Raw genomic sequence first — 18901 nt, 5'->3', positions numbered from 1 at the left:
ATGAGCAGCCAGACAGGCGGCGGAGGGGCCGCCAGGGACGCGCAGGGAGTCCACGGCGCGTCAGGAGGCTCAGCGGGAGGTTCCCAAGGACGTGGGGGCTCTCAGGGGCGTGGAGGCTCGCAGGGGCGCGGCGGAGGCCAGGGGCGCGGTGGAAGCGGCCCCGGAGGCCGTCGCCGCCCTCAGCGCCCGACGAGGGACGAGGCCCGCAACGCCGCCTACGACCTCATGAGGGCCGTCGACGAGCGCGACGCGTACGCCAACCTGCTCATGCCCTCGCTGCTCCGGCAGCGGCGGCTCAGCGGGCGTGACGCCGCGCTCGCCACCGAGCTGGCCTACGGCACGTTGCGGGGCCTCGGCACCTACGACGAGATCATCGCCGCGTGCAGCGACCGTCCTCCCGAGCAGGTCGACCCGCCCCTGCTCGACGCCATACGGCTCGGCGTCCACCAGCTCCTCAAGACGCGCATCCCTCCGCACGCCGCCGTGAGCGCCACGATCGACCTCGTGCGGCTCCGGGTCGGCACGGGCCCGTCCCGATACGCCAACGCGGTGCTGCGGAAGGTCGCGGGGCGGACGCTCGAGGAGTGGCTCGCGATCGTCGCCCCGCCGCGTGAGGAGGACCCGGTCGGTCACCTCTCGGTCTCCCACAGCCATCCGCGCTGGATCGTCAGCGCGCTTCGCGACGCGCTGGGCGGCGACGTCGACGAGACGGCCGCCCTCCTGGCGGCCGACAACGACCGGCCGCGTGTGGCCCTGGTGGCCCGCCCCGGGCGCTGTTCCGTCGAGGAGCTCGTCGAGGCGGGAGGGGAGCGCGCCAGGTACTCGCCGTACGGGGTCTACCTGCCCGAGGGGGACCCCGGTTCGCTGCGGGCCGTGGGAGAGGCTCGTGCGGCGGTCCAGGACGAGGCGAGCCAGCTCGTGGCCCTCGCGCTCACGCGGGTGCCGCTCGACGCCGACGGCCGCTGGCTCGACATGTGTGCGGGGCCGGGCGGCAAGGCCGGGCTGCTGGACGCGATCGCCGTACAGGGCGGGGGGCACCTGCTCGCCGCGGACGCGCAGTATCACCGCGCCCGCCTGGTGTGGAGCACCACCAAGGACGCCGAGGTGGTGGTCGCCGACGGAACCGAGCCGCCCTGGCGCGCCGGAGCCTTCGACAGGGTCATGCTCGACGCCCCCTGCACCGGGCTCGGAGCCCTGCGCAGGCGGCCGGAGGCCCGCTGGCGGCGGGACCCCCGGAGCATCCCCGAGCTGACGTCTCTGCAGCGCCGCCTGCTCGATTCCGCGCTCGAGGCGGTACGGCCCGGCGGCGTGGTCGCCTATGTCACGTGCTCCCCGCACCTCGCCGAGACGCGTGCGGTCGTGGACGACGTCAGGGACCGGGTGGAGATGCTGGACGCGAGGGAGTTCCTGCCCGAGGTCCCCGATCTGGGAGACGGGCCGTACGCGCAGTTCTGGCCGCACCGGCACGGGACCGACGCCATGTTCGTCGCCTTGATGCGCCGCAGGTGAGGCGTCCGGGGCCGTCCGGGGTCACCCGGGGGTGCCACCGGGCGCCGACGGGGCGCGACCGGTTCGCGCGAGCCACGCGATGAGGGCCAGCACCGCCGCGGAGAACGCGGCGGCGACAGGCAGGGCCACCGCGGCCTGACCCCAGACGCCTTCCACGGCCACAAGGGGGAACAACGCGATCGCCGCTCTCCGCCCGGAGGGGGAGCGCAGCGCCACGGTCGCCAGAACCGCCACCAGCGAGAGGGGAAGCGCGAGGCCCGCGCCGGGAACGTACGTGCTCGCGACGAGCGCGGCCAGTGCCACCGCCGTCCAGGTGAGCAGTCTGCGCGTGCCCACCGAGGCGGGGCCCGGCGCCGGCGCCAGTGTGAGCGTCACCGCGACCAGGCAGGCGCGGAACACCAGGAGCGAAGGCGTCAGCAGGTCGATGGGCGGGACGCCGTCGAACACGTTGAAGGGCAGCACGCCGAGGCCGGGACTCAGGCCGAGCCAGGTGTACAGCACCACCCAGGCCCAGGCGCACACCGCCGCGGGCCTCCTCCGCCCGAGCCAGGCGAGCAGGGTGATCAGCCCGTACGGCAGGGCCGGAATGAGCGACCGCAGCACGTCCTGCAGGGATGCGAATCCCCGGAGCGCCGCGTCGGCCGTCCCGGTCGCCCGCGTGAGTTCCATGAGCAGCAGGACGATCGGGCCGATCAGCGCCGCCAGGTTGAGCGCCCCGAGCCAGAGGTGCCCCGATTCCGGTCCCATCGCATGACGCAACCGGATGGACAGGCCGCCGCGCGCCAGGTCGAACGTGTCGCGCATGGTCGGACGGCTCTGCCCGGCGGCCGATCCCCCGAGGAGCACGGCGACCATCTCCTCTTCGTGCAGGAACCGGTGGTCCTTCGGATACCACCTCAGTAACCTGCGATAACGCCGCTCGAGTGTGTTCACGTGACGCCCCCACCCGCGGTTCCCGGACGCAGGACGAGCGAACCGAGCGCGAGGCCGGGACGTCCACGCAGCCGTGAGGCCGCGGTCTCCACGTTCCGGCGCAGTCGCTCCGTCTCGACGGCGAGCCGGCTCGCTCCCGTGGAGGTCAGCCGGTAGTAGCGGCGGGCGCGGCCGTCGACGACCTCCTCACGGTCGGTCTCGATCATTCCCTCCCCCTGGAGACGGTCGAGCGCCGCGTACAGCGTGCCGGCGCGCAGCCGCACCCGTTCATCGGAGATCGCCAGGACGTCGGTGATGATGCCGTAGCCGTGCTGGGGCCCCGCGGCCAGCGCCGTCAGGATCAGGAACGTGGGTTCCTGCATGGATCGATCCTTCATGTGGACGATATATACCGATGAATTGACTCATCTGCAAGAGCACGCCGGGGTGCGTCCGGGCATGGGGTCCAGGTGTGGCCGGGGAGAAATAGACTGCTGCCACTATGGCCGTACAGATCTCGCCCAGCATCCTGTCCGCCGATTTCGCCCGCCTGGCCGACGAGGCCGCCCGGGTCGAGGGCGTCGCCGACTGGCTGCACGTGGACGTCATGGACTATCACTTCGTGCCCAACCTGACGTTGGGACTGCCCGTCGTCGAGGCCCTGTTGAAGGCGACCTCCACGCCGATCGACTGCCATCTGATGATCGACGATCCGGACCGGTGGGCACCCGGCTACGCGGAGGCCGGCGCGGCGAGCGTCACCATCCACGCCGAAGCGGCCAAGGCCGCCGTGCGCACGCTCCGCGCGATCCGCGCGGCCGGAGCCCGCTCGGGGCTCGCCATCAACCCCGCCACGCCCGTCGACCCCTACGAGGACCTGCTGCCCGAGATCGACATGCTCCTGGTCATGACCGTAGAGCCCGGATTCGGCGGGCAGGGCTTCCTGGACATCATGCTTCCCAAGATCAATAAGGCCCGCGGGCTCATCGACAAGTACGGCGGCGAGGTGTGGCTTCAGGTGGACGGCGGCGTGTCGGCCGCGACCATCGAGCGCTGCGCCGAGGCCGGGGCCGACGTGTTCGTGGCCGGCAACGCCGTATACGGCGCCGACGATCCTGCCCAGGCCGTACGGAGCCTGCGCGCGCTGGCGCAGCAGGCCTGAGCCCGGATCGGAACGCGCCGCCTCCCGGCTCCGGACGGTCTGCCGGGCCGGCGCCTGGAGGCGGCCGGGGTGGTCAGACGAGGGCGGGGTCGAGCACCACGTCGTCCCCGTGGACCGTGGGCGCCTCGGGGAAGTGGCACGCGGTGAGGTGCCCCTCGCGGTTGCCGTTCAGCTGGATCAGCGGCGGAACCTCCGTCGCGCACTTGTCCTGGGCCTTCCAGCACCGGGTGCGGAAGCGGCAGCCTGACGGCGGGTTGATGGGGGAGGGGACGTCGCCCGCCAGGCGGATGCGCTCGCGCGGCTCGTTGGTCACGTCAGGCTCGGGGACGGCCGAGAGCAGGGCGTGCGTGTACGGATGCCTCGGCCGCTCGTAGATCGACTGACGGTCGCCGACCTCGACGATCTTGCCGAGGTACATCACCGCCACTCGCTGGGAGAAGTGCCTGACGATCGCGAGGTCGTGCGCGATGAACAGGAACGCGATGCCGAGGTCGCGCTGGAGTTGCTGGAGCAGGTTGACGACCTGGGCCTGGATGGAGACGTCGAGGGCCGACACCGGCTCGTCCGCGATGATCAGCTTGGGGTCGAGTGCCAGAGCCCTGGCGACGCCGATGCGCTGGCGCTGCCCGCCCGAGAACTCATGCGGGAACCGGTTGTAATGCTCCGGATTCAGGCCGACGATCTCCAGCAGTTCCTGGGCCCGCTTCTTGCGACCGCCCTCGGGATTGATGTCGTTGATCTCCATCGGGCCGCGGATGATCGTGCCGACGGTCTGCCGGGGATTGAGCGAGCTGTAGGGGTCCTGGAAGATCATCTGGATCTCGGGCCTGATCGGCTTGAGCTCGCGTCGCGAGCTGTGGCTGATGTCGCGGCCCTGGTAGAGGATCTTGCCGGCCGTCGGCTCGAGCAGGCGCGAGGCCAGCCGGCCGGTGGTGGACTTGCCGCAGCCCGACTCGCCCACGAGACCGACGACTTCTCCGGCTCCCACGGTCAGGTCCACGCCGTCCACGGCGTGGACGCTTCCGACCTGGTGCTTGAAGATCATGCCGCCCCGGACGGGGAAGTGCTTGGTCAGCCCCTGCATCTCCAGCAGCGTCTCGCTCATGCCTGTTCCTCGGTGTCGCCGGTGCGGATGTCCCTCTTCTGCTGGAGGGTGAGATAACAGGCGTCTCCGTGCCCGTTCTCGGGGGAGATGTCCGGTCGTTGGGTGAAGCACAGATCCGATCCGACGAGCTGCGGGAAGTCGCATCGCGGATGGAAGGCGCAACCGGCCGGAGGGTTGAGCAGGCTCGGCGGGGCGCCGCGGACGGGCGTCAGCGGCACGTCGACGGACGACGTCAGCCGGGGCATGGAGGACAGGAGCCCCCAGGTGTACGGATGACTCGGCTTGCTCAGGACCTCGCGGACCGTGCCCCGTTCCGCGGCCCGTCCCGCGTACATCACCAGGACGTTGTCGGCGGTGTTGGCGACCACTCCCAGGTCATGGGTGATCAGGATGATGGTCGTGCCGAACTGCTCCTGCAGGTCCTTGAGCAGGTCGAGGATCTGCGCCTGGACGGTGACGTCGAGCGCGGTGGTGGGCTCGTCGGCGATCAGCAGATCGGGATCGCAGACGAGAGCCATGGCGATCATCGCGCGCTGGCGCATGCCGCCGGAGAACTCGTGGGGGTAGTGATCGACGCGGGTGGCGGGCTGCGGGATGCCCACACGTTCGAGCATCTCGATCGCGCGGTCGCGGGCCTCCTTCTTGCTCGCGCCCTTGTGCTTGCGGTACACCTCCCCGATCTGCCGCCCGATCGTGTGGAAGGGGGACAGCGAGGTCAGCGGGTCCTGGAAGATCATCGCGACCCGGTTGCCGCGCAGCTTCTCCAAGGCCGAGGCGTCGGCCCCGACGAGTTCCTGGCCCTCCAGCCAGATCTCGCCGTCGATCTCGGTGTGCGCGGGATCGTGCAGCCCCAGGATCGTGAGGTTGGTGACGGACTTGCCCGACCCGGACTCGCCCACGATGCCGAGGGTCGTGCCCTTCTCCACGTCGAAGGAGAGCCCGTCCACGGCGTGGACGACGCCGTCCTCGGTGCTGAACCGCACGCTGAGATCACGGACGGACAGGAACGGCCCAGGGCCGCGCGAGGTCCCCGGCTCGCTGCTCCACGACACGGTGGTCACTTACTGCTCCAGCTTCTGTACTGCCCGGTCTGCTCGGTGCGGACGGATACGGCGTGCATGCGCGAAGGCCTTCGTCTCAGTTCAGCCGGACGCGGGGGTCGATGAACGCGTACAGCACGTCGACCACGATATTCAGGATGACGATGGCCGCCGCACCGACCACGGTCACGCCGAGCAGCATCGGCAGGTCGGTGTTCTGCACGGCCCGTACGGCCAGCTCGCCGATGCCGTGCAGGGTGAAGGTCTGTTCGGTGATGATCGCGCCGCCCAGCAGTGTCGCGAGGTCGACGCCGAAGATCGTGATGATGGGGATCATCGCGCCGCGCCAGGCGAACCGGAAGAAGACCGACCGTCCGGACATCCCCTTGGCCCGCGCCGTACGGACGTAGTCCTCGGCGAGCTGCTCGAGCATCTGCGAGCGGGTCATGCGGGTGTAGTTGGCGGTGAAGATGATCGACAACACCACCCACGGGATCAGCAGATGCACGAACCAGGTGAGCGGGTCCTCGGTGAACGGGACGTACGAGGGGCGCGGGAGCAGCCCGAGAGTGTCCACCAGGAAGAACACCACCAGCGGGCCGACGAAGTAGATCTGCAGCGAGGCGCCGATCACGGATGAGGAGCTGGCGATCTTGTCGAGCGGCTGCCCGACCTTCCACGCCGCCAGCATCCCGGTCAGGATCCCGAACGACAGGATGACGACGGAGGCGCCGAGCGTGAGGGACAGGGTCACGGGGAACCGGTCCACGATGGCGCTGAAGACCGGCTGCTGGGTGGCGAAGGAGTACCCCAGGCAGGGAGCCGGGCAGGGCCCGAACTGGGTGAAGTCGCGGCCCACGAAGATGGCGGACAGCCAGAGCCAGTACTGCACGAACAGCGGCTTGTCCATCCCCAGGTTGTGCCGGACCAGTTCCAGGGTCTCCGGCGGGCAGATCTTGCCGCAGAAGGCCCGGGCGGGGTCGCGGGGGACGGCGTAGAAGAGGTAGAACGTGATCAGGCTGATGAGGATCAGGATCACGATGGCGCCGACTACCCGGCGTACCAGAAAGCTGGTCATGATCTCGCACTTGCTCGTGGCGGTGAACGGGCCGGTGTCCCCGCCGCCCCGCCCGCGCGGGGCGGGGCGGGGCGGCAGGGACGGTCGCTGCTACTTGACCCAGATGTCGAGCGCGGACTGCTCGCCCTGGATCGGGTCGAACCTGACGCCGCCGAGACCCGAGCCGTAGAGACCGAAGTAGGTCTGGTAGAACTCGGGAACGATCGCGGCCTGCTCCATGATCTTCCGGTCGATCGCGGCCCAGGCCTTGCCCGCTTCGACGGGGTCGGTGACGGTGTTGGCCTGGTCGATGGCGGTGTCGATCTCCGGAACGTTCAGGTGCGTGTAGTTCGGTGCGTTGTCCGCGATGAGGCGGCCGTCGAATGACGGCTGGATCGCGGTCGAACCGGTCGGCCAGTCGGCCGCCCAGCCGCCCCAGTAGATGTCGTACTCGTTGTCCACCGGGCCGATCGCGTCGTAGTACGTCGCCGCGTTGAGCGGCTTGGCGACCACGTTGATGCCGGCCTTGCTCAGCGCGTCCTTGATGGCGATGGTGACCTTCTCCTGGACCGGCGTCTGGTTGTACGCGTAGACGATCGTCGGAGTCGGTGTGCTCGTCGACGCGAGCAGCTTCTTGGCCGCCTCGGGGTCGCCCTCGGGCTTGGCCAGCTTGCCGTACAGGTCGAAGGCCTCGTAACCGAGCACAGTCGGGCTCATCACCGTGGTGGCGATCTTACCGATGCTGGTCTCGCCGCCCTGGAGTTGCTGCAACTGCTTGGCCGGCCACGCCAGCTCGATGGCCTTGCGGACGTTGACGTCCGTGACCCGCTTGGTGTTGATGTTGTAGAAGGTCGTGAAGGGGGTCAGGCCCTGCAGGGACCGCTTCATCGCCTCGGGGTTGTTCAGCACCTCCTGGACCCGCTCGGGTGCGACCGGGTTGTGGAAGGTGAACGCCTGCTTGTCGGGGCCGGCGTCGGCCAGGAACCGCTCGGTCGACTGCTGCGACTGGAGACCGAACTCCATGTGGAACTTGTCCGGGTAGGCGTGCCGGATCGGGTCGGTGTTCTTGTCCCAGTTCGGGTTGCGCTCCAGGTCCAGGGACTTGTCGGTGACGTGACTCACGATCTGGTACGGGCCGGAGGAGAACGGCTGCTTGTCGTACTTCTGCTTGGTGTCCTTGGCCTTCGGCACCGCGCCGTAGCCGGTCATGGCCACGGTGAAGTTGAAGTCCGGGTGGGCGGCGTTCAGGTGGAAGACGACGGTCTTGTCGTCAGGAGTCTCGATGGTGTCGAGTTCCTTGCCGTCGTACGGGCCCTTGTACTGGTCGCGGAACGGCTTCTTGGGGTCGGGGACGAGCCAGCTCTCGGCGTAGTCCGGGCCCTCGGTGATGAAGTCGGCGAACAGGCGCTCGAAGCTGTACTTGATGTCGCCCGAGGTGATCGCCGAGCCGTCCTGCCACTTCACGCCGTCCTTGAGCGTGAACTTCCAGGTCTTGCCGCCGTCGGTGGTGGTGCCCGTGTCCGTGGCGAGGTCACCGACCAGCTTGATGCTGCCTGACGCGTCTTCCTTGTAGTTGGTGAGCTGCCGGGTGAACAGCAGCGACACCGACGCGTTGTAGTTCAGGTAGACGCGGCCCGGGTCGAGGTGACTGAAGTCGTCACGGTCGATCATGTTGGCCGTGCCGCCCGGCTTGGCGCCGGCGACCTCGGGCGCGGGCCCGGTGGAGTCCGCGGCGGTGCCGACCGTGATCGCACTGACCGCCTTGTTCTCCAGCGGAGGCTTCGACGCGGCCGCGGAGGGGGCGCCACCTCCTCCGCCCTTGGCGCAGCCGGCCAGCGCCAGCGCGCCGACAGCGAGCACGGCCGTCGCTGTGGCGATTCGCCTGCGATGCGATCTCATGTGGTCCTTCCTAGGGGGTCAGCGCTTCGTCTTTGGGTCGAAAGCGTCGCGGATCGAGTCTCCGAGCAGGTTGAAGGCGATCACGAAGATCAACATCGACACGCCCGGGAACAGGAGGTAGGTCACGTCGGAGTGGTAGACGGTGGAGCCCACCAGGAACATGCGGCCCCAGTCGGGAGTGGTCTCCGGCATCCCGACGCCGAGGAAGCCGAGGCCCGCCTCGGCGCCGACGTAGAGAGGGAGCGCGAGCGTGGCCTGGATGATGATGGGGGTCCACAGGTTGGGCATGAGCTCCTTGAAGATCACCCGGGCCGGCGACGCGCCGGTCACCCGGGCCGCCTCGATGAACTCGCGCTCCCGCAGGGACAGCACCTGCGCGCGGAGCAGCCGGGCGGTCGTCGCCCACCCGAGCACGGTCAGCACGATGCAGATCGACGCGAATCTCAGCCAGGTCGGCGTCTCCTGATTGGGCAGCACCAGAGCGGAGTCGACGACCGGGATGAGCACGATCAGGAAGAGCTGTGACGGGAAGGAGAGCAATGTGTCGATGACCCGCCCGATCGCGTAGTCGACCTTGCCGCCGACGTACCCCGAGGTGATGCCCAGCGTGACCCCGACGACGGTGGACAACACCGTCACGATGAGCGCGATGGTGATCGACGTGCGGATGCCGTACACGAGTTGCGTGAGGACGTCGCGGCCGAGACCGGGCTCGAGGCCGAACCAGAAGTCGCCGCTGATGCCGCCGTTCGGCAGGATCGGGTAACCGAACTCGTTGAGCAGGCCGGGCTGGTTCAGCCCGTAGGGAGTGTCTGGATTCTTGCCGTACGCCCAGGAGATCACCGGTGCCAGCAGCGCGATCAGGAGGAACGCGAGTACGACGGCCGCCGAGATCATGCCAGTCCGGTCGCGGCGGAAGCGCCGCCACATCAACTGGCCGGGCGATCGCCCGACGACGGCGGCGGAGGGCCCGGCTGCTGCGGCGGCCACTGTGTCGACGGCGTCCGAGCCTGTCTCTGCCGCGGTCGAGGAAGGGAACGTCATGGTGGGCGGTGCTCCCGGATGCCAATAACGGTCGGCGATATCCGACTGGAACGAACCCTGGCAACTTATTTTCCGCGGGTCAATCGCTTCGCCGGGGCATCGCGGTTTTTGCTCTACTTCGTTGTCCAAAGTAAACCAGCTTGTGTCCCATTGCCAGTTGACCTGGCCAAACGATCGGTATGACACTTAACGTCAGCTGGACCCTAAGTGTGTCATGGTTTGGTGACACAACGCGGACGCCGTGCGGACAGTCCGCACGCCGGCAGGCGACTCGTGTGCAACCTGAGCCCGATGGGGATGGCCGAAAGTCCAGGCAGGGCGCGCTATGACTGATTTGCGTGGATCCTGCACAATGGTGACCGTGCCAGGCATGGCACACTGGTAAAGACAGAGCAAGCGTGCTCCGGGGTCGGTGTAATTCCGAACCGGCGGTGACACTCGCGATCTCCACTGGAGGCCGACGGGTGGCAGTCCGCGACCCGGCCGAAGCCATCGGCCGGTGGACCTGGTGAGACTCCAGGACCGACGGTGAAAGTCCGGATGGGAGGAAGCGCGCGAGCGGATGACGGTGCCCGGAGGGCACGTGTCGTCCGCTGACGTGACGCGTTATCGCGTCCGTCCCACCCCCGGGGCCCGCCGTGGCGACACAGGCGAGAGGACGACCCGGGTGGGTCCGCAGGACATCATTCACATGCGCCGCGCGATCGGGCTGGCGGCGCGAGGCCATGGCGGCACGAGCCCCAACCCCGTCGTCGGGTGTGTGGTCCTCGACGCCTCGGGACAGGTCGCGGGGGAGGGATTCCACGCCTACGCAGGCGGACCCCACGCCGAGGTCGTGGCGCTGCGCGAGGCGGGCGAACGGGCCAGGGGCGGCACGGCGTACGTCACCCTGGAGCCCTGCGACCACACCGGCAGGACCGGGCCGTGCAGCGGTGCGCTGATCAGCGCGGGCGTCGCACGAGTCGTGGTCGCCGTGACCGATCCCAACCCCCTCGCCGCGGGCGGCGTCGACAGGCTCCGCCGCAGCGGGGTCGAGGTCGAGACCGGCGTGCTGGCCGAGGAGGCCGAGCGGGTCAACGCGGCGTGGCTCACGTTCATCCGCAGGCGCAGGCCGTTCGTCACCTGGAAGTTCGCCGCGACCCTCGACGGACGGTCCGCGGCCGCGGACGGCACCAGCAAGTGGATCACGTCCCCCGAGGCCAGGGCCGACGTGCACCGCCTGCGCGCCGAGGGCGACGCCGTCATCGCCGGGATCGGCACCGTCATCGCCGACGATCCCCAGCTCACGGCCCGCGTGCCCGGAGACGCCGCTCGCAGGCCGCTGCGGGTCGTCGTCGACTCCGCGGCCCGCACGCCCGCCTCGGCCAGGGTCCTCGCGGGCGAGGAGCCCGCGCTCGTCGCCGTCGCGGACGACGCGGACGTCCCCGCGCACCTCGGCCATGCCGTACGGCTGCCGCGCGCGCCCGGCGGAATAGACCTCCACGCGCTCATGGCTGAGCTGCACGGGAGGCAGATCGTGAGCGCACTGCTCGAAGGCGGACCGACCCTCGCCGGTTCCTTCCTCAGAGAAGGCCTGGTCGACAGGGTCGTCGGCTACATCGCGCCCGCACTGCTGGGCACGGGGCCCGCCGCCCTCGGGCCGGCGGGTGTGACCACGATCGGCGAGATCCTCCGCCTCGAGTTCGAGGAAGTGACCCCCATCGGACCGGACCTCAGGCTCGTCCTCCGGCCGGCACCACCTAAGGAGAGCTGAATGTTCACCGGAATCGTCGAGGAACTCGGCGAGGTCGTCGCGGTCGAGCCCCAGGCCGACGCGGCACGCCTGTCGGTGCGCGGCAAGGTCGTCACGGGCGACGCCGGGCACGGAGATTCGATCGCCGTCAACGGCGTCTGCCTCACGGTGGCGGACGTCGAGGGGGACGTGTTCACCGCCGACGTCATGAAGGAGACCCTGGACCGTTCGTCGCTGGGCGCGCTGGAGCCGGGATCGCGGGTCAACCTGGAGCGTGCCGTACGGGCCGACCAGCGGCTGGGCGGCCACATCGTCCAGGGCCACGTGGACGGCACCGGCGTGGTGCTGTCGCGCGAGCCCGGTGAGCACTGGGAGGTCGTCCGCCTCTCCCTGCCCGCCGACCTGAACCGCTACGTGGTGGAGAAGGGGTCGATCACGGTCGACGGGGTGAGCCTGACCGTGGTCGCGGTGGACGCGGACTCCTTGGCCGTCAGCCTGATCCCCACCACGCTCGGCCTCACGACTCTCGGCCGCAAGCAGCCGGGCGAGCCGGTGAACCTCGAGGTCGACGTGATCGCCAAGTACGTCGAGAAGCTCACTCTGGGGACACGCGCATGAGCTGGACCGAAGCGGGATTCGACGTGGTGGGGCAGCACGTGCTCTGGACCGACCTGGTCGGGAACGTGGGCGCCCTGACGACGGTCTGGCTCGCGATCAGGAAGACGATCTGGACCTGGCCGGTGCAGTTCGCCTCCTCCGCCCTGCTGTTCGTCGCCTCCATCAGCGCCCACATCACGGGCAACGCGCTCAAGCAGGCGCTGTTCGGCGCGCTGGCCGTCTACGGGTGGATCCGCTGGTCGCGGGGCACTCGCGGCGGCGCCGCGCTGCCGATCAGGTCGGCCACCTCGCGGGAGAGGACGCTGGTCGTCGCGGTGATGGCGCTGGGCACGGTGGCGGTCGCGCTGCTGTTCACCTATCTCAACTCGCGGGGCCTGAACATCTCGTGGGCCCCGTGGCCGGACGCCTACATCTTCGTCGGCAGCGCCGTGGCGACGTGGGCGCAGGGGAGGGCGCTGGTGGACTTCTGGGTGATCTGGGTGGCCGTCGATGTGATCGGCGTGCCGCTGGCCTTCTCCTCCGGCCTGGTGGTCTCGGGGGCCGTATACGGCGTCTTCCTGGTCATGGTGGCCTTCGGATTCCGCGACTGGCTGCGTCAGTCGCACCAGTTGCGGGCGGTGACGGCATGACGGGCATCAGGCTCGATCCGGTCGAGCGGGCGATCGCCGACATCCGGGACGGCAGGCCCGTCGTCGTGGTGGACAACGAGAACCGCGAGAACGAGGGCGACATCATCTTCGCGGCGGCCAAGGCGACGCCCGAGGTGGTCGCCTTCACCATCCGGTACTCGAGCGGCGTCATCTGCGTGGGCATGGAGGGGCGGGAGCTCGACCGGCTCGGGCTGCCCCTCATGGTCCACCAGAACCGCGAGCGTCTCGGCACGGCGTACACGATCAGCGTCGACGCCCGTGACGGCGTGACGACGGGGATCTCCGCCGCCGACCGCGCCAAGACGATCCGCACGCTGTGCGACTCCGCCACCGAGCCCTACGAGCTCGTCCGTCCCGGGCACATCTTCCCTCTGCGCTACCGCGAGGGCGGCGTGCTGGTCCGGCAGGGCCACACCGAGGCGGCCGTGGACCTGGCCAGGCTGGCCGGGCTGTCCCCGGCGGGCGCGCTCGCCGAGGTCGTCAACGACGACGGGACGATGGCGCGGCTGCCCCGGCTGCGGGAGTTCGCCGACGAGCACGATCTGGCGCTCATCTCGATCGAGCAGCTGATGGAGCACCGCAGGCGGTCCGAGCGGGTGGTCACGCGCGTCGCCGAGACCCGGATCCCCAACCGGTACGGCATCTGGCGCGCCTACGGCTACGCGAGCTCCCTCGATGGGGGCGAGCACCTTGCCCTGGTCTACGGCGACCTCGCCGACGGGGAGAACGTCCTGGTGCGGGCGCACTCCGAGTGCCTCACCGGCGACGTGCTCGGCTCGTTGCGGTGCGACTGCGGCGTCCAGCTCGACAACGCCATGCGCACGATCTCCGAGCACGGCCGCGGCGTGGTCGTCTACCTGCGCGGCCACGAGGGACGGGGGATCGGCCTGCTGGCCAAGCTGCGGGCCTACAACCTCCAGGACAACGGCAGCGACACCGTCGACGCCAACCTGGAGCTCGGCCTTCCCGTGGACTCCAGGGAGTTCTCCAACGCCGCCCAGATGCTCGCCGACCTCGGGGTGAAGTCGGTCAGGCTGCTGACCAACAATCCCGCCAAGGTGCGCGGCATGGACGGCTTCGGCATCAAGGTGCTCGGCCGCGAGCCCATGCCGGTGGCCATGAATCCGTACAACGAGAAATACCTCACGGCCAAGCGCGAGCGCCTCGGCCATGACATTCCACGGGACATCCCGGAAGGGGAGCACGAATGAGCGGGGACGGGCGTCCGGTGGCGCAGAGCGTGGACGCGGGCGGGCTGACGGTCGGCATCGTCGCGGCACGCTGGCACGAGAAGATCACCGACCAGTTGCTGGCGAGAGCCGTACAGGCGGCGGAGGACTGCGGCGCCGCGGCCGTCACGGTCCGCGTGGCCGGATCGCTGGAGATCCCGGTGGTCGCGCAGGCCCTGGCCAGGCGGTATGACGCGGTGGTCGCGCTGGGCGTGGTGATCAGGGGGGAGACCGCCCACTTCGACTACGTCTGCGACTCGGTGACCGCCGGTCTCACCAGGGTGGCCCTCGACGAGGCGACTCCGGTCGGCAACGGCGTCCTCACCTGCGAGACGCTCGACCAGGCGGTCGACAGGTCAGGCGTGCCGGGCAGCGCCGAGGACAAGGGTTACGAGGCCACGGTCGCCGCCCTCGAGACCGCCCTCCTCCTCCGCACCCTCCCCACCCCCTCCGCGTGATCATGCACAAGTTCGTGATCAAGGGGTCCGACCTGCCACTTCCCTCCCCGTGATCATGTACGGATTCGGGGAGAGTTCACTTGACCAGCCAGGACGCATTCCGTGATCATGCACAGGTTCGCATCTTGACCATCTCAGCTGGGAAAACCCAATTGGTGATCATGCAGAAGCCGGCGGGAGGCGCCCGCGAGACCGCGGGCGCTCCCCGCGAGGCCGTCCCCGGCGTCGTCTTCGATGTCGTCTTCGGCGCCGTCCGAGGTCACGTGGGAGGCCGTCATGGATGAGCGCAGGCCGCCGTCGCTGCCCGTGACGTGGCGTCCCCGGCAGGCCCCGATCATCGCGTACAGCCTGGCGGTGGTCATGGTCGTCGGGGCGGTCGTCCTCGCGCTGATCCTGCCCGAGCAGTTCAGGTTGCCCGACCGGCTCGGCCTGGTGGTGTTCGGCTGCCTCGTGGCGGGGCTGCTGCACCTGCTCGGGCGCACTCGCGTCGTGGCCGACGAGCGGGGGATCACCGTGGTGAACCCCCTCAGGGTGCACCGCTACGAATGGCCGGAGATCCTCGACGTCACGATGGTGGAAGGCGACCCCTGGCCCAAGCTCGACCTGGCGAACGGGCTCAGCCTGGGCGCGATGGGCATCCAGAGCACGGAGCGCGAGCGGTCCCGCAAGGCGGTCTCCGAGCTCAGCGCCCTCATCCACGACCGCGGCGAGGCGCCCGACCGGGTGTGACCCGGCCGGGCGCCTACGCGCGCGCCGCCATGACGGATGAGGTTCAGGCGCTGCGCAGCACCGGTACGGGGGCCTCGAAGAGCCCACGGCGGCGGAGTTCGGGCAGCACGCCCTCCCCGAACCAGTAGGCCTCCTCGAGATGCGGGTAGCCGGACAGGACGAACTCCTCGATGCCGAGGGAGGCGTACTCCTCGATCAGGTCCGCGACCTCCTGATGGCTTCCGACCAGCGCCGTGCCCGCGCCGCCGCGGACCAGTCCCACGCCGGCCCAGAGGTTGGGGTGGATCTCCAGCTCACGGGCCTTGCCGTGGTCGAATCCCTGGTGGAGGGCGAGCATCCGCTGCTGTCCCACCGAGTCGCTGCGGCCCAGGATGGCCTTCGCGGACGCGATGTCCGCGGGGTCGATCCGGTCGAGCAGCCGCTGGGCCTCCTCCCACGCCTCGCCCGAGGTGTCCCGGGTGATCACGTGCAGGCGGATGCCGAAGCGCAGCGTACGGCCCTGGGCCGCGGCCAGCTCCCTGATCCAGTCGAGCTTGGTGGCGACCTGCGACGGCGGCTCGCCCCAGGTCAGGTAGACGTTCACATGCTTGGCCGCGACCGGTCCCGCGGCGGCCGACGAGCCGCCGAAATAGAGCTCGGGGACGGGGGAGGGGGACTCGGCGACCTGTGCCCCCTCGACGTCGTAGTACGTGCCCTTGAAGTCGAACGGCCCCTCCCAGGCGCCCCGGACGATCGAGAGGAACTCGTCGGTCCTCGCGTACCGCTCGTCCTTGGACAGGTGGTCGCCGAACCGCTTCTGCTCGGTGGTCTCCCCGCCGGTGACGATGTTCAGCAGCAGCCGTCCATCGGATATCCGCTGGTAGGTCGCGGCCATCTGCGCGGCGAGGGTCGGCGACAGCGCCCCGGGCCGGAAGGCGACGAGGAACTTCAGCCGCTTCGTCACCTGGGTGAGCGCGGACGTCACGAGCCACGCGTCCTCGCAGAACGTGCCGGTGGGAGTCAGCACGGCCTCGAAGCCGAGCTGTTCGGCCGAGCGGGCGATCTGGCCCAGATAGTCGACCGATGGCGGGCGGTACACCTCGGCCGCGGAATGACCGTGTGCCCGGTGCAGGCCGTGCCCGCCGCCGACGATCGCCCTGCTGTCGCCCGTGGTGGGCAGGAACCAATGGAACTTCACTGCTGACCCTTCGCTACGACGTCGTTGAACCGGTCATCGACGAAATCCGAGAACTTCAGGCCGCCGGGGATGAGCCCCTCGGCGCTGAACGCGTCGGCCATCTGCTGCTCCGACGTGACCACCGAGTCGTCGATCACGATGGAGGTGGCCAGGGTGTTGGCGACGGCCGCGTTCGCGACCTCCACGGGAAGGCCGGTCTCCTGCGCCCACACCTTGGCCCACTCGGGCTGGTGGGTGACGGCCCAGGTCCTCGCCTTGGCCAGACGGGTGAGGTAGTCGCGGATCGCCGTGTCCTTCCCCTTGTCCTGCAGCGCGCCGGGCGCCGCCACCTGGAAGTTGAGCCCGTTGACGTAGCCGTTGCCGTCGACCAGGAGCTTGGCCTTGTTCTGCAGCTCGGCCTGGGAGGTGAAGGGCTCCCAGATCGCCCAGGCGTCGATGGTCCCGGAGGTGAACGCCGCGAGGGCGTCGGCGGGCTGGAGGTACTGCGGCTGGATGTCCTTGAACGACAGCCCGGCCTTCTGGAGCACGGAGAGCAGGTGGTAGTGCGCCGAGCTGCCCTTGGCGACCGCGACCTTCTTGCCCTCGAGCTGCGCCGGTGCGGTGATCGTCGAGCCTTGCGGCACCAGGATCGTGGCGCCCGCGAGGTTCTGCCGGTAGGCCGCGACCACCTTGATCTTCGAACCGGCCGCGGCGGCGAAGACGGGCGGGGTGTTTCCGACGCCCCCGATGTCGACGGCGCCGGCGTTGATCGCCTCCAGCATCGGCGGGCCCGACGTGAACTGGGACCAGGTGATCTTGTACGAGGTCCCGTCGAGCAGCCCGGCGGCCTTGAGCAGGGCCTGGGAACCGGCCTTCTGGTCGCCGACCCGCAGGGTGACGCCCGAGCCGCTCGCCCCGGAGCCGGCCGGGGAGTCGTTGGCCGAGCCGGTGGAGGCGCAGGCCGTGCCGGCCAGCGCGGTGAGCAACAGGGCCGCGAGCAGTTTCCTGGTCATGTGGTTCCTTCGGGGGACACGCCGAGAGCGGCGAGGAGGGTCGTGCGGAGGGAGGTGAGATCGGGATGGTCGCGGTGGCGGGGACGCGGCGCCGGGACGTCCGACTCGTGCGCGATGCGCCCCCGGTCGAGGACGAGCACGCGATCCGCGAGCAGTAGCGCCTCGTCGACGTCGTGGGTGACCAGCAGTACGGCCGGCCGGTGGACGGACCACAGCTGGAGGACCAGTTGGTGGATGGTGATCCGGGTCAGCGCGTCCAGGGCGCTGAAGGGCTCGTCGAGCAGCAGCAGGTCCGGCTCCCGGACCAGGGCGCGCGCCAGGCTGGCCCGCTGCGCCTCGCCGCCGGAGAGCGTGAGCGGCCAGGCGCCCGCCCGCTCGGTCAGGCCGACCTCCGCCAGGGCGGCGTCCGCCTTCTCCTTCGGGTCGGGTACGGCGAGGCCGAGCGTGATGTTGGCGTGGACGCGCTTCCAGGGCACGAGCCGCGGCTCCTGGAAGGCCACCGCCACGGAACCGGTGACGCTCAGGCCGCCCTCGGCCTCGCTGTCGAGCCCGGCGAGCGCGCGGAGCAGCGTCGACTTGCCGGAGCCGCTGCGGCCGAGCAGCGCGATGAACTCGCCGCGCCCGATCTCCAGGTCGAGCCGGTCGAGGACGGTCCGCTCGCCGAACCTGCGGGTCAGCCCGTCGGCGGTGGCCACCGGTCCTGTCGCGGCCGCGGCCGGCCGGGTCAGCGGGCCAGGAACTCGCGTCGCCACGTGAGGGCCCTCCTTTCGAGCAGCCGGACGAGAGCGTCGGTCAGCAGGCCGAGCGCGCTGTAGACGAGCAGGCCCACGACGATCACGTCGGTACGGAGGAACTCCCGCGCGTCGTTGATCATGTAGCCGAGGCCGGCGTTGGCGTTGACCTGCTCGGCGACGATCAGCGCCAGCCACGCCACGCCGAGGCTCTGCCGGAGGCCGACGAGCGTCTGGGGGAGCGCGCCGGGGAGCACGATGTGCCGGATGAGCTGGGTCCTGCCGAGCCCGACCGTGCGCGCGACCTCGGCGAGCTTCCCGTCGACCCCGCGGATGCCCGCGAAGGTGTTCAGGTAGAGGGGGAACGACACCGCGAGGGCCACGAGCAGCACCTTGGGCGCCTCCCCGATGCCGAACCAGAGGATGAACAGCGGGATGAGGCCGAAGAACGGCAGCGCCCGGAGCATCTGCATGATCGGGTCGACCGCGTTCTCGCCCTTGCGGCTCAGCCCGGCGACCAGGGCGAGGCCGACGCCCGCGATCGCCCCGGCCGCGAAGCCGATCAGGACGCGCTGGAGCGACACGGCGATCGCCGTGGGCAACGTCCCCGCCTGGACCAGGTCGACCGCGGTCGCGGCGATCGTGGACGGCGCGGCGAGCAGTCGGGTGGGCAGCAGGCCGGTAGTGCTCGCGATCTGCCAGGCGAGCACGAGGACCAGTGGGCTGATCCAGCGCTGCCAGGCTTTTCCCGGCAGCCGCCGGCGCCGGGTCCGCGCGCCGGGGTGCGGCTCGGCCCGGACCGGGGTGTCCAGTTCAAGGACGGACATGGAGGTACCTCGCAGGGATGGTGTGCGATG

General features: G+C 70.0%; 20 protein-coding genes and 1 riboswitch. Of the genes, 9 read left to right on the top strand and 11 right to left on the bottom strand.

What is annotated here, in order from left to right; translation table 11 throughout:
• Window positions 1-1509 carry an RsmB/NOP family class I SAM-dependent RNA methyltransferase gene (locus tag Psi02_RS01195; protein WP_203970838.1) on the top strand — a complete coding sequence of 503 codons (1509 nt, stop codon included), beginning with the start codon at window positions 1-3 and terminating at the stop codon, window positions 1507-1509.
• 21 nt (window positions 1510-1530) lie between these two features.
• Here the strand turns inward: Psi02_RS01195 and Psi02_RS01190 are convergent, their stop codons facing one another.
• On the bottom strand, window positions 1531-2442 hold the full coding sequence (locus tag Psi02_RS01190; protein WP_203970836.1) for a hypothetical protein: 912 nt from the start codon (window positions 2440-2442) through the stop codon (window positions 1531-1533).
• The gene (locus Psi02_RS01185; protein ID WP_203970834.1) at window positions 2439-2804 is read right to left on the bottom strand and encodes a PadR family transcriptional regulator; all 366 of its coding nucleotides are present in this window, start codon (window positions 2802-2804) and stop codon (window positions 2439-2441) included. Before Psi02_RS01185 ends, Psi02_RS01190 begins: the two co-directional genes overlap by 4 nt.
• A gap of 119 nt (window positions 2805-2923) precedes the next feature.
• Between Psi02_RS01185 and rpe the strand changes: the two genes are divergently transcribed.
• Complete coding sequence (rpe, locus tag Psi02_RS01180) at window positions 2924-3583, top strand: ribulose-phosphate 3-epimerase (RefSeq protein ID WP_203970832.1); 660 nt, start codon at window positions 2924-2926, stop codon at window positions 3581-3583.
• Between the two features lie 73 nt (window positions 3584-3656).
• On the opposite strand, the gene Psi02_RS01175 is transcribed toward rpe, so the two are convergent.
• The 5 genes from Psi02_RS01175 to Psi02_RS01155 form a co-directional block, all read right to left on the bottom strand.
• Window positions 3657-4688 (bottom strand): ABC transporter ATP-binding protein, encoded by a 1032-nt coding sequence (locus Psi02_RS01175; protein ID WP_203970830.1) that lies wholly within the window; start codon window positions 4686-4688, stop codon window positions 3657-3659.
• A complete protein-coding gene (locus Psi02_RS01170) occupies window positions 4685-5749 on the bottom strand; it encodes an ABC transporter ATP-binding protein (RefSeq protein ID WP_275415125.1) in 1065 nt (354 codons plus the stop codon). Before Psi02_RS01170 ends, Psi02_RS01175 begins: the two co-directional genes overlap by 4 nt.
• A 76-nt stretch (window positions 5750-5825) precedes the next feature.
• Window positions 5826-6806: an ABC transporter permease gene (locus Psi02_RS01165; RefSeq protein ID WP_203970828.1), complete on the bottom strand. Its 981-nt coding sequence runs from the start codon at window positions 6804-6806 to the stop codon at window positions 5826-5828.
• Window positions 6807-6896: 90 nt separating this feature from the next.
• Window positions 6897-8684, bottom strand: a complete 1788-nt coding sequence (locus Psi02_RS01160; RefSeq protein WP_203970826.1) for an ABC transporter substrate-binding protein — start codon at window positions 8682-8684, stop codon at window positions 6897-6899.
• An 18-nt stretch (window positions 8685-8702) separates the two neighbouring features.
• Complete coding sequence (locus tag Psi02_RS01155) at window positions 8703-9728, bottom strand: ABC transporter permease (RefSeq protein WP_203970824.1); 1026 nt, start codon at window positions 9726-9728, stop codon at window positions 8703-8705.
• Between the two features lie 394 nt (window positions 9729-10122).
• Window positions 10123-10286, top strand: a riboswitch (FMN riboswitch).
• A gap of 133 nt (window positions 10287-10419) precedes the next feature.
• Here Psi02_RS01155 and ribD point away from each other — a divergent pair.
• The 7 genes from ribD to Psi02_RS01125 all read left to right on the top strand — a co-directional run bounded on the left by ribD (window position 10420) and on the right by Psi02_RS01125 (window position 15144).
• Window positions 10420-11481: a bifunctional diaminohydroxyphosphoribosylaminopyrimidine deaminase/5-amino-6-(5-phosphoribosylamino)uracil reductase RibD gene (ribD, locus tag Psi02_RS01150; RefSeq protein ID WP_203970822.1), complete on the top strand. Its 1062-nt coding sequence runs from the start codon at window positions 10420-10422 to the stop codon at window positions 11479-11481.
• Complete coding sequence (locus Psi02_RS01145; RefSeq protein WP_203970821.1) at window positions 11482-12078, top strand: riboflavin synthase; 597 nt, start codon at window positions 11482-11484, stop codon at window positions 12076-12078.
• Complete coding sequence (locus Psi02_RS01140; protein ID WP_203950847.1) at window positions 12075-12707, top strand: nicotinamide mononucleotide transporter family protein; 633 nt, start codon at window positions 12075-12077, stop codon at window positions 12705-12707. The genes Psi02_RS01145 and Psi02_RS01140 overlap by 4 nt, the downstream gene beginning before the upstream one ends.
• A complete protein-coding gene (locus tag Psi02_RS01135; protein ID WP_203970819.1) occupies window positions 12704-13939 on the top strand; it encodes a bifunctional 3,4-dihydroxy-2-butanone-4-phosphate synthase/GTP cyclohydrolase II in 1236 nt (411 codons plus the stop codon). The genes Psi02_RS01140 and Psi02_RS01135 overlap by 4 nt, the downstream gene beginning before the upstream one ends.
• Window positions 13936-14415: a 6,7-dimethyl-8-ribityllumazine synthase gene (gene ribH, locus Psi02_RS01130; protein WP_203970817.1), complete on the top strand. Its 480-nt coding sequence runs from the start codon at window positions 13936-13938 to the stop codon at window positions 14413-14415. Before Psi02_RS01135 ends, ribH begins: the two co-directional genes overlap by 4 nt.
• Before the next feature lie 155 nt (window positions 14416-14570).
• A complete protein-coding gene (locus Psi02_RS40610; protein ID WP_275415124.1) occupies window positions 14571-14699 on the top strand; it encodes a hypothetical protein in 129 nt (42 codons plus the stop codon).
• A complete protein-coding gene (locus Psi02_RS01125) occupies window positions 14692-15144 on the top strand; it encodes a PH domain-containing protein (RefSeq protein ID WP_203970815.1) in 453 nt (150 codons plus the stop codon). The genes Psi02_RS40610 and Psi02_RS01125 overlap by 8 nt, the downstream gene beginning before the upstream one ends.
• A 43-nt stretch (window positions 15145-15187) precedes the next feature.
• Here the strand turns inward: Psi02_RS01125 and Psi02_RS01120 are convergent, their stop codons facing one another.
• From Psi02_RS01120 to Psi02_RS01105, 4 genes are read right to left on the bottom strand one after another with little or no spacing between them, the layout of a single operon-like run.
• On the bottom strand, window positions 15188-16321 hold the full coding sequence (locus Psi02_RS01120) for an LLM class flavin-dependent oxidoreductase (RefSeq protein ID WP_203970813.1): 1134 nt from the start codon (window positions 16319-16321) through the stop codon (window positions 15188-15190).
• The gene (locus Psi02_RS01115; protein WP_203970811.1) at window positions 16318-17313 is read right to left on the bottom strand and encodes an ABC transporter substrate-binding protein; all 996 of its coding nucleotides are present in this window, start codon (window positions 17311-17313) and stop codon (window positions 16318-16320) included. Before Psi02_RS01115 ends, Psi02_RS01120 begins: the two co-directional genes overlap by 4 nt.
• Complete coding sequence (locus tag Psi02_RS01110; protein ID WP_203970809.1) at window positions 17310-18065, bottom strand: ABC transporter ATP-binding protein; 756 nt, start codon at window positions 18063-18065, stop codon at window positions 17310-17312. The genes Psi02_RS01115 and Psi02_RS01110 overlap by 4 nt, the downstream gene beginning before the upstream one ends.
• On the bottom strand, window positions 18038-18871 hold the full coding sequence (locus tag Psi02_RS01105) for an ABC transporter permease (protein ID WP_203970807.1): 834 nt from the start codon (window positions 18869-18871) through the stop codon (window positions 18038-18040). The genes Psi02_RS01110 and Psi02_RS01105 overlap by 28 nt, the downstream gene beginning before the upstream one ends.
• Between the last annotated feature and the right edge of the window lie 30 nt (window positions 18872-18901).

Source organism: Planotetraspora silvatica (genome assembly GCF_016863315.1).
GTDB lineage: Bacteria > Actinomycetota > Actinomycetes > Streptosporangiales > Streptosporangiaceae > Planotetraspora > Planotetraspora silvatica.
The sequence above is the reverse complement of the archived record's forward strand: the minus strand, read 5'-3'. Positions and strand labels throughout refer to the sequence as shown.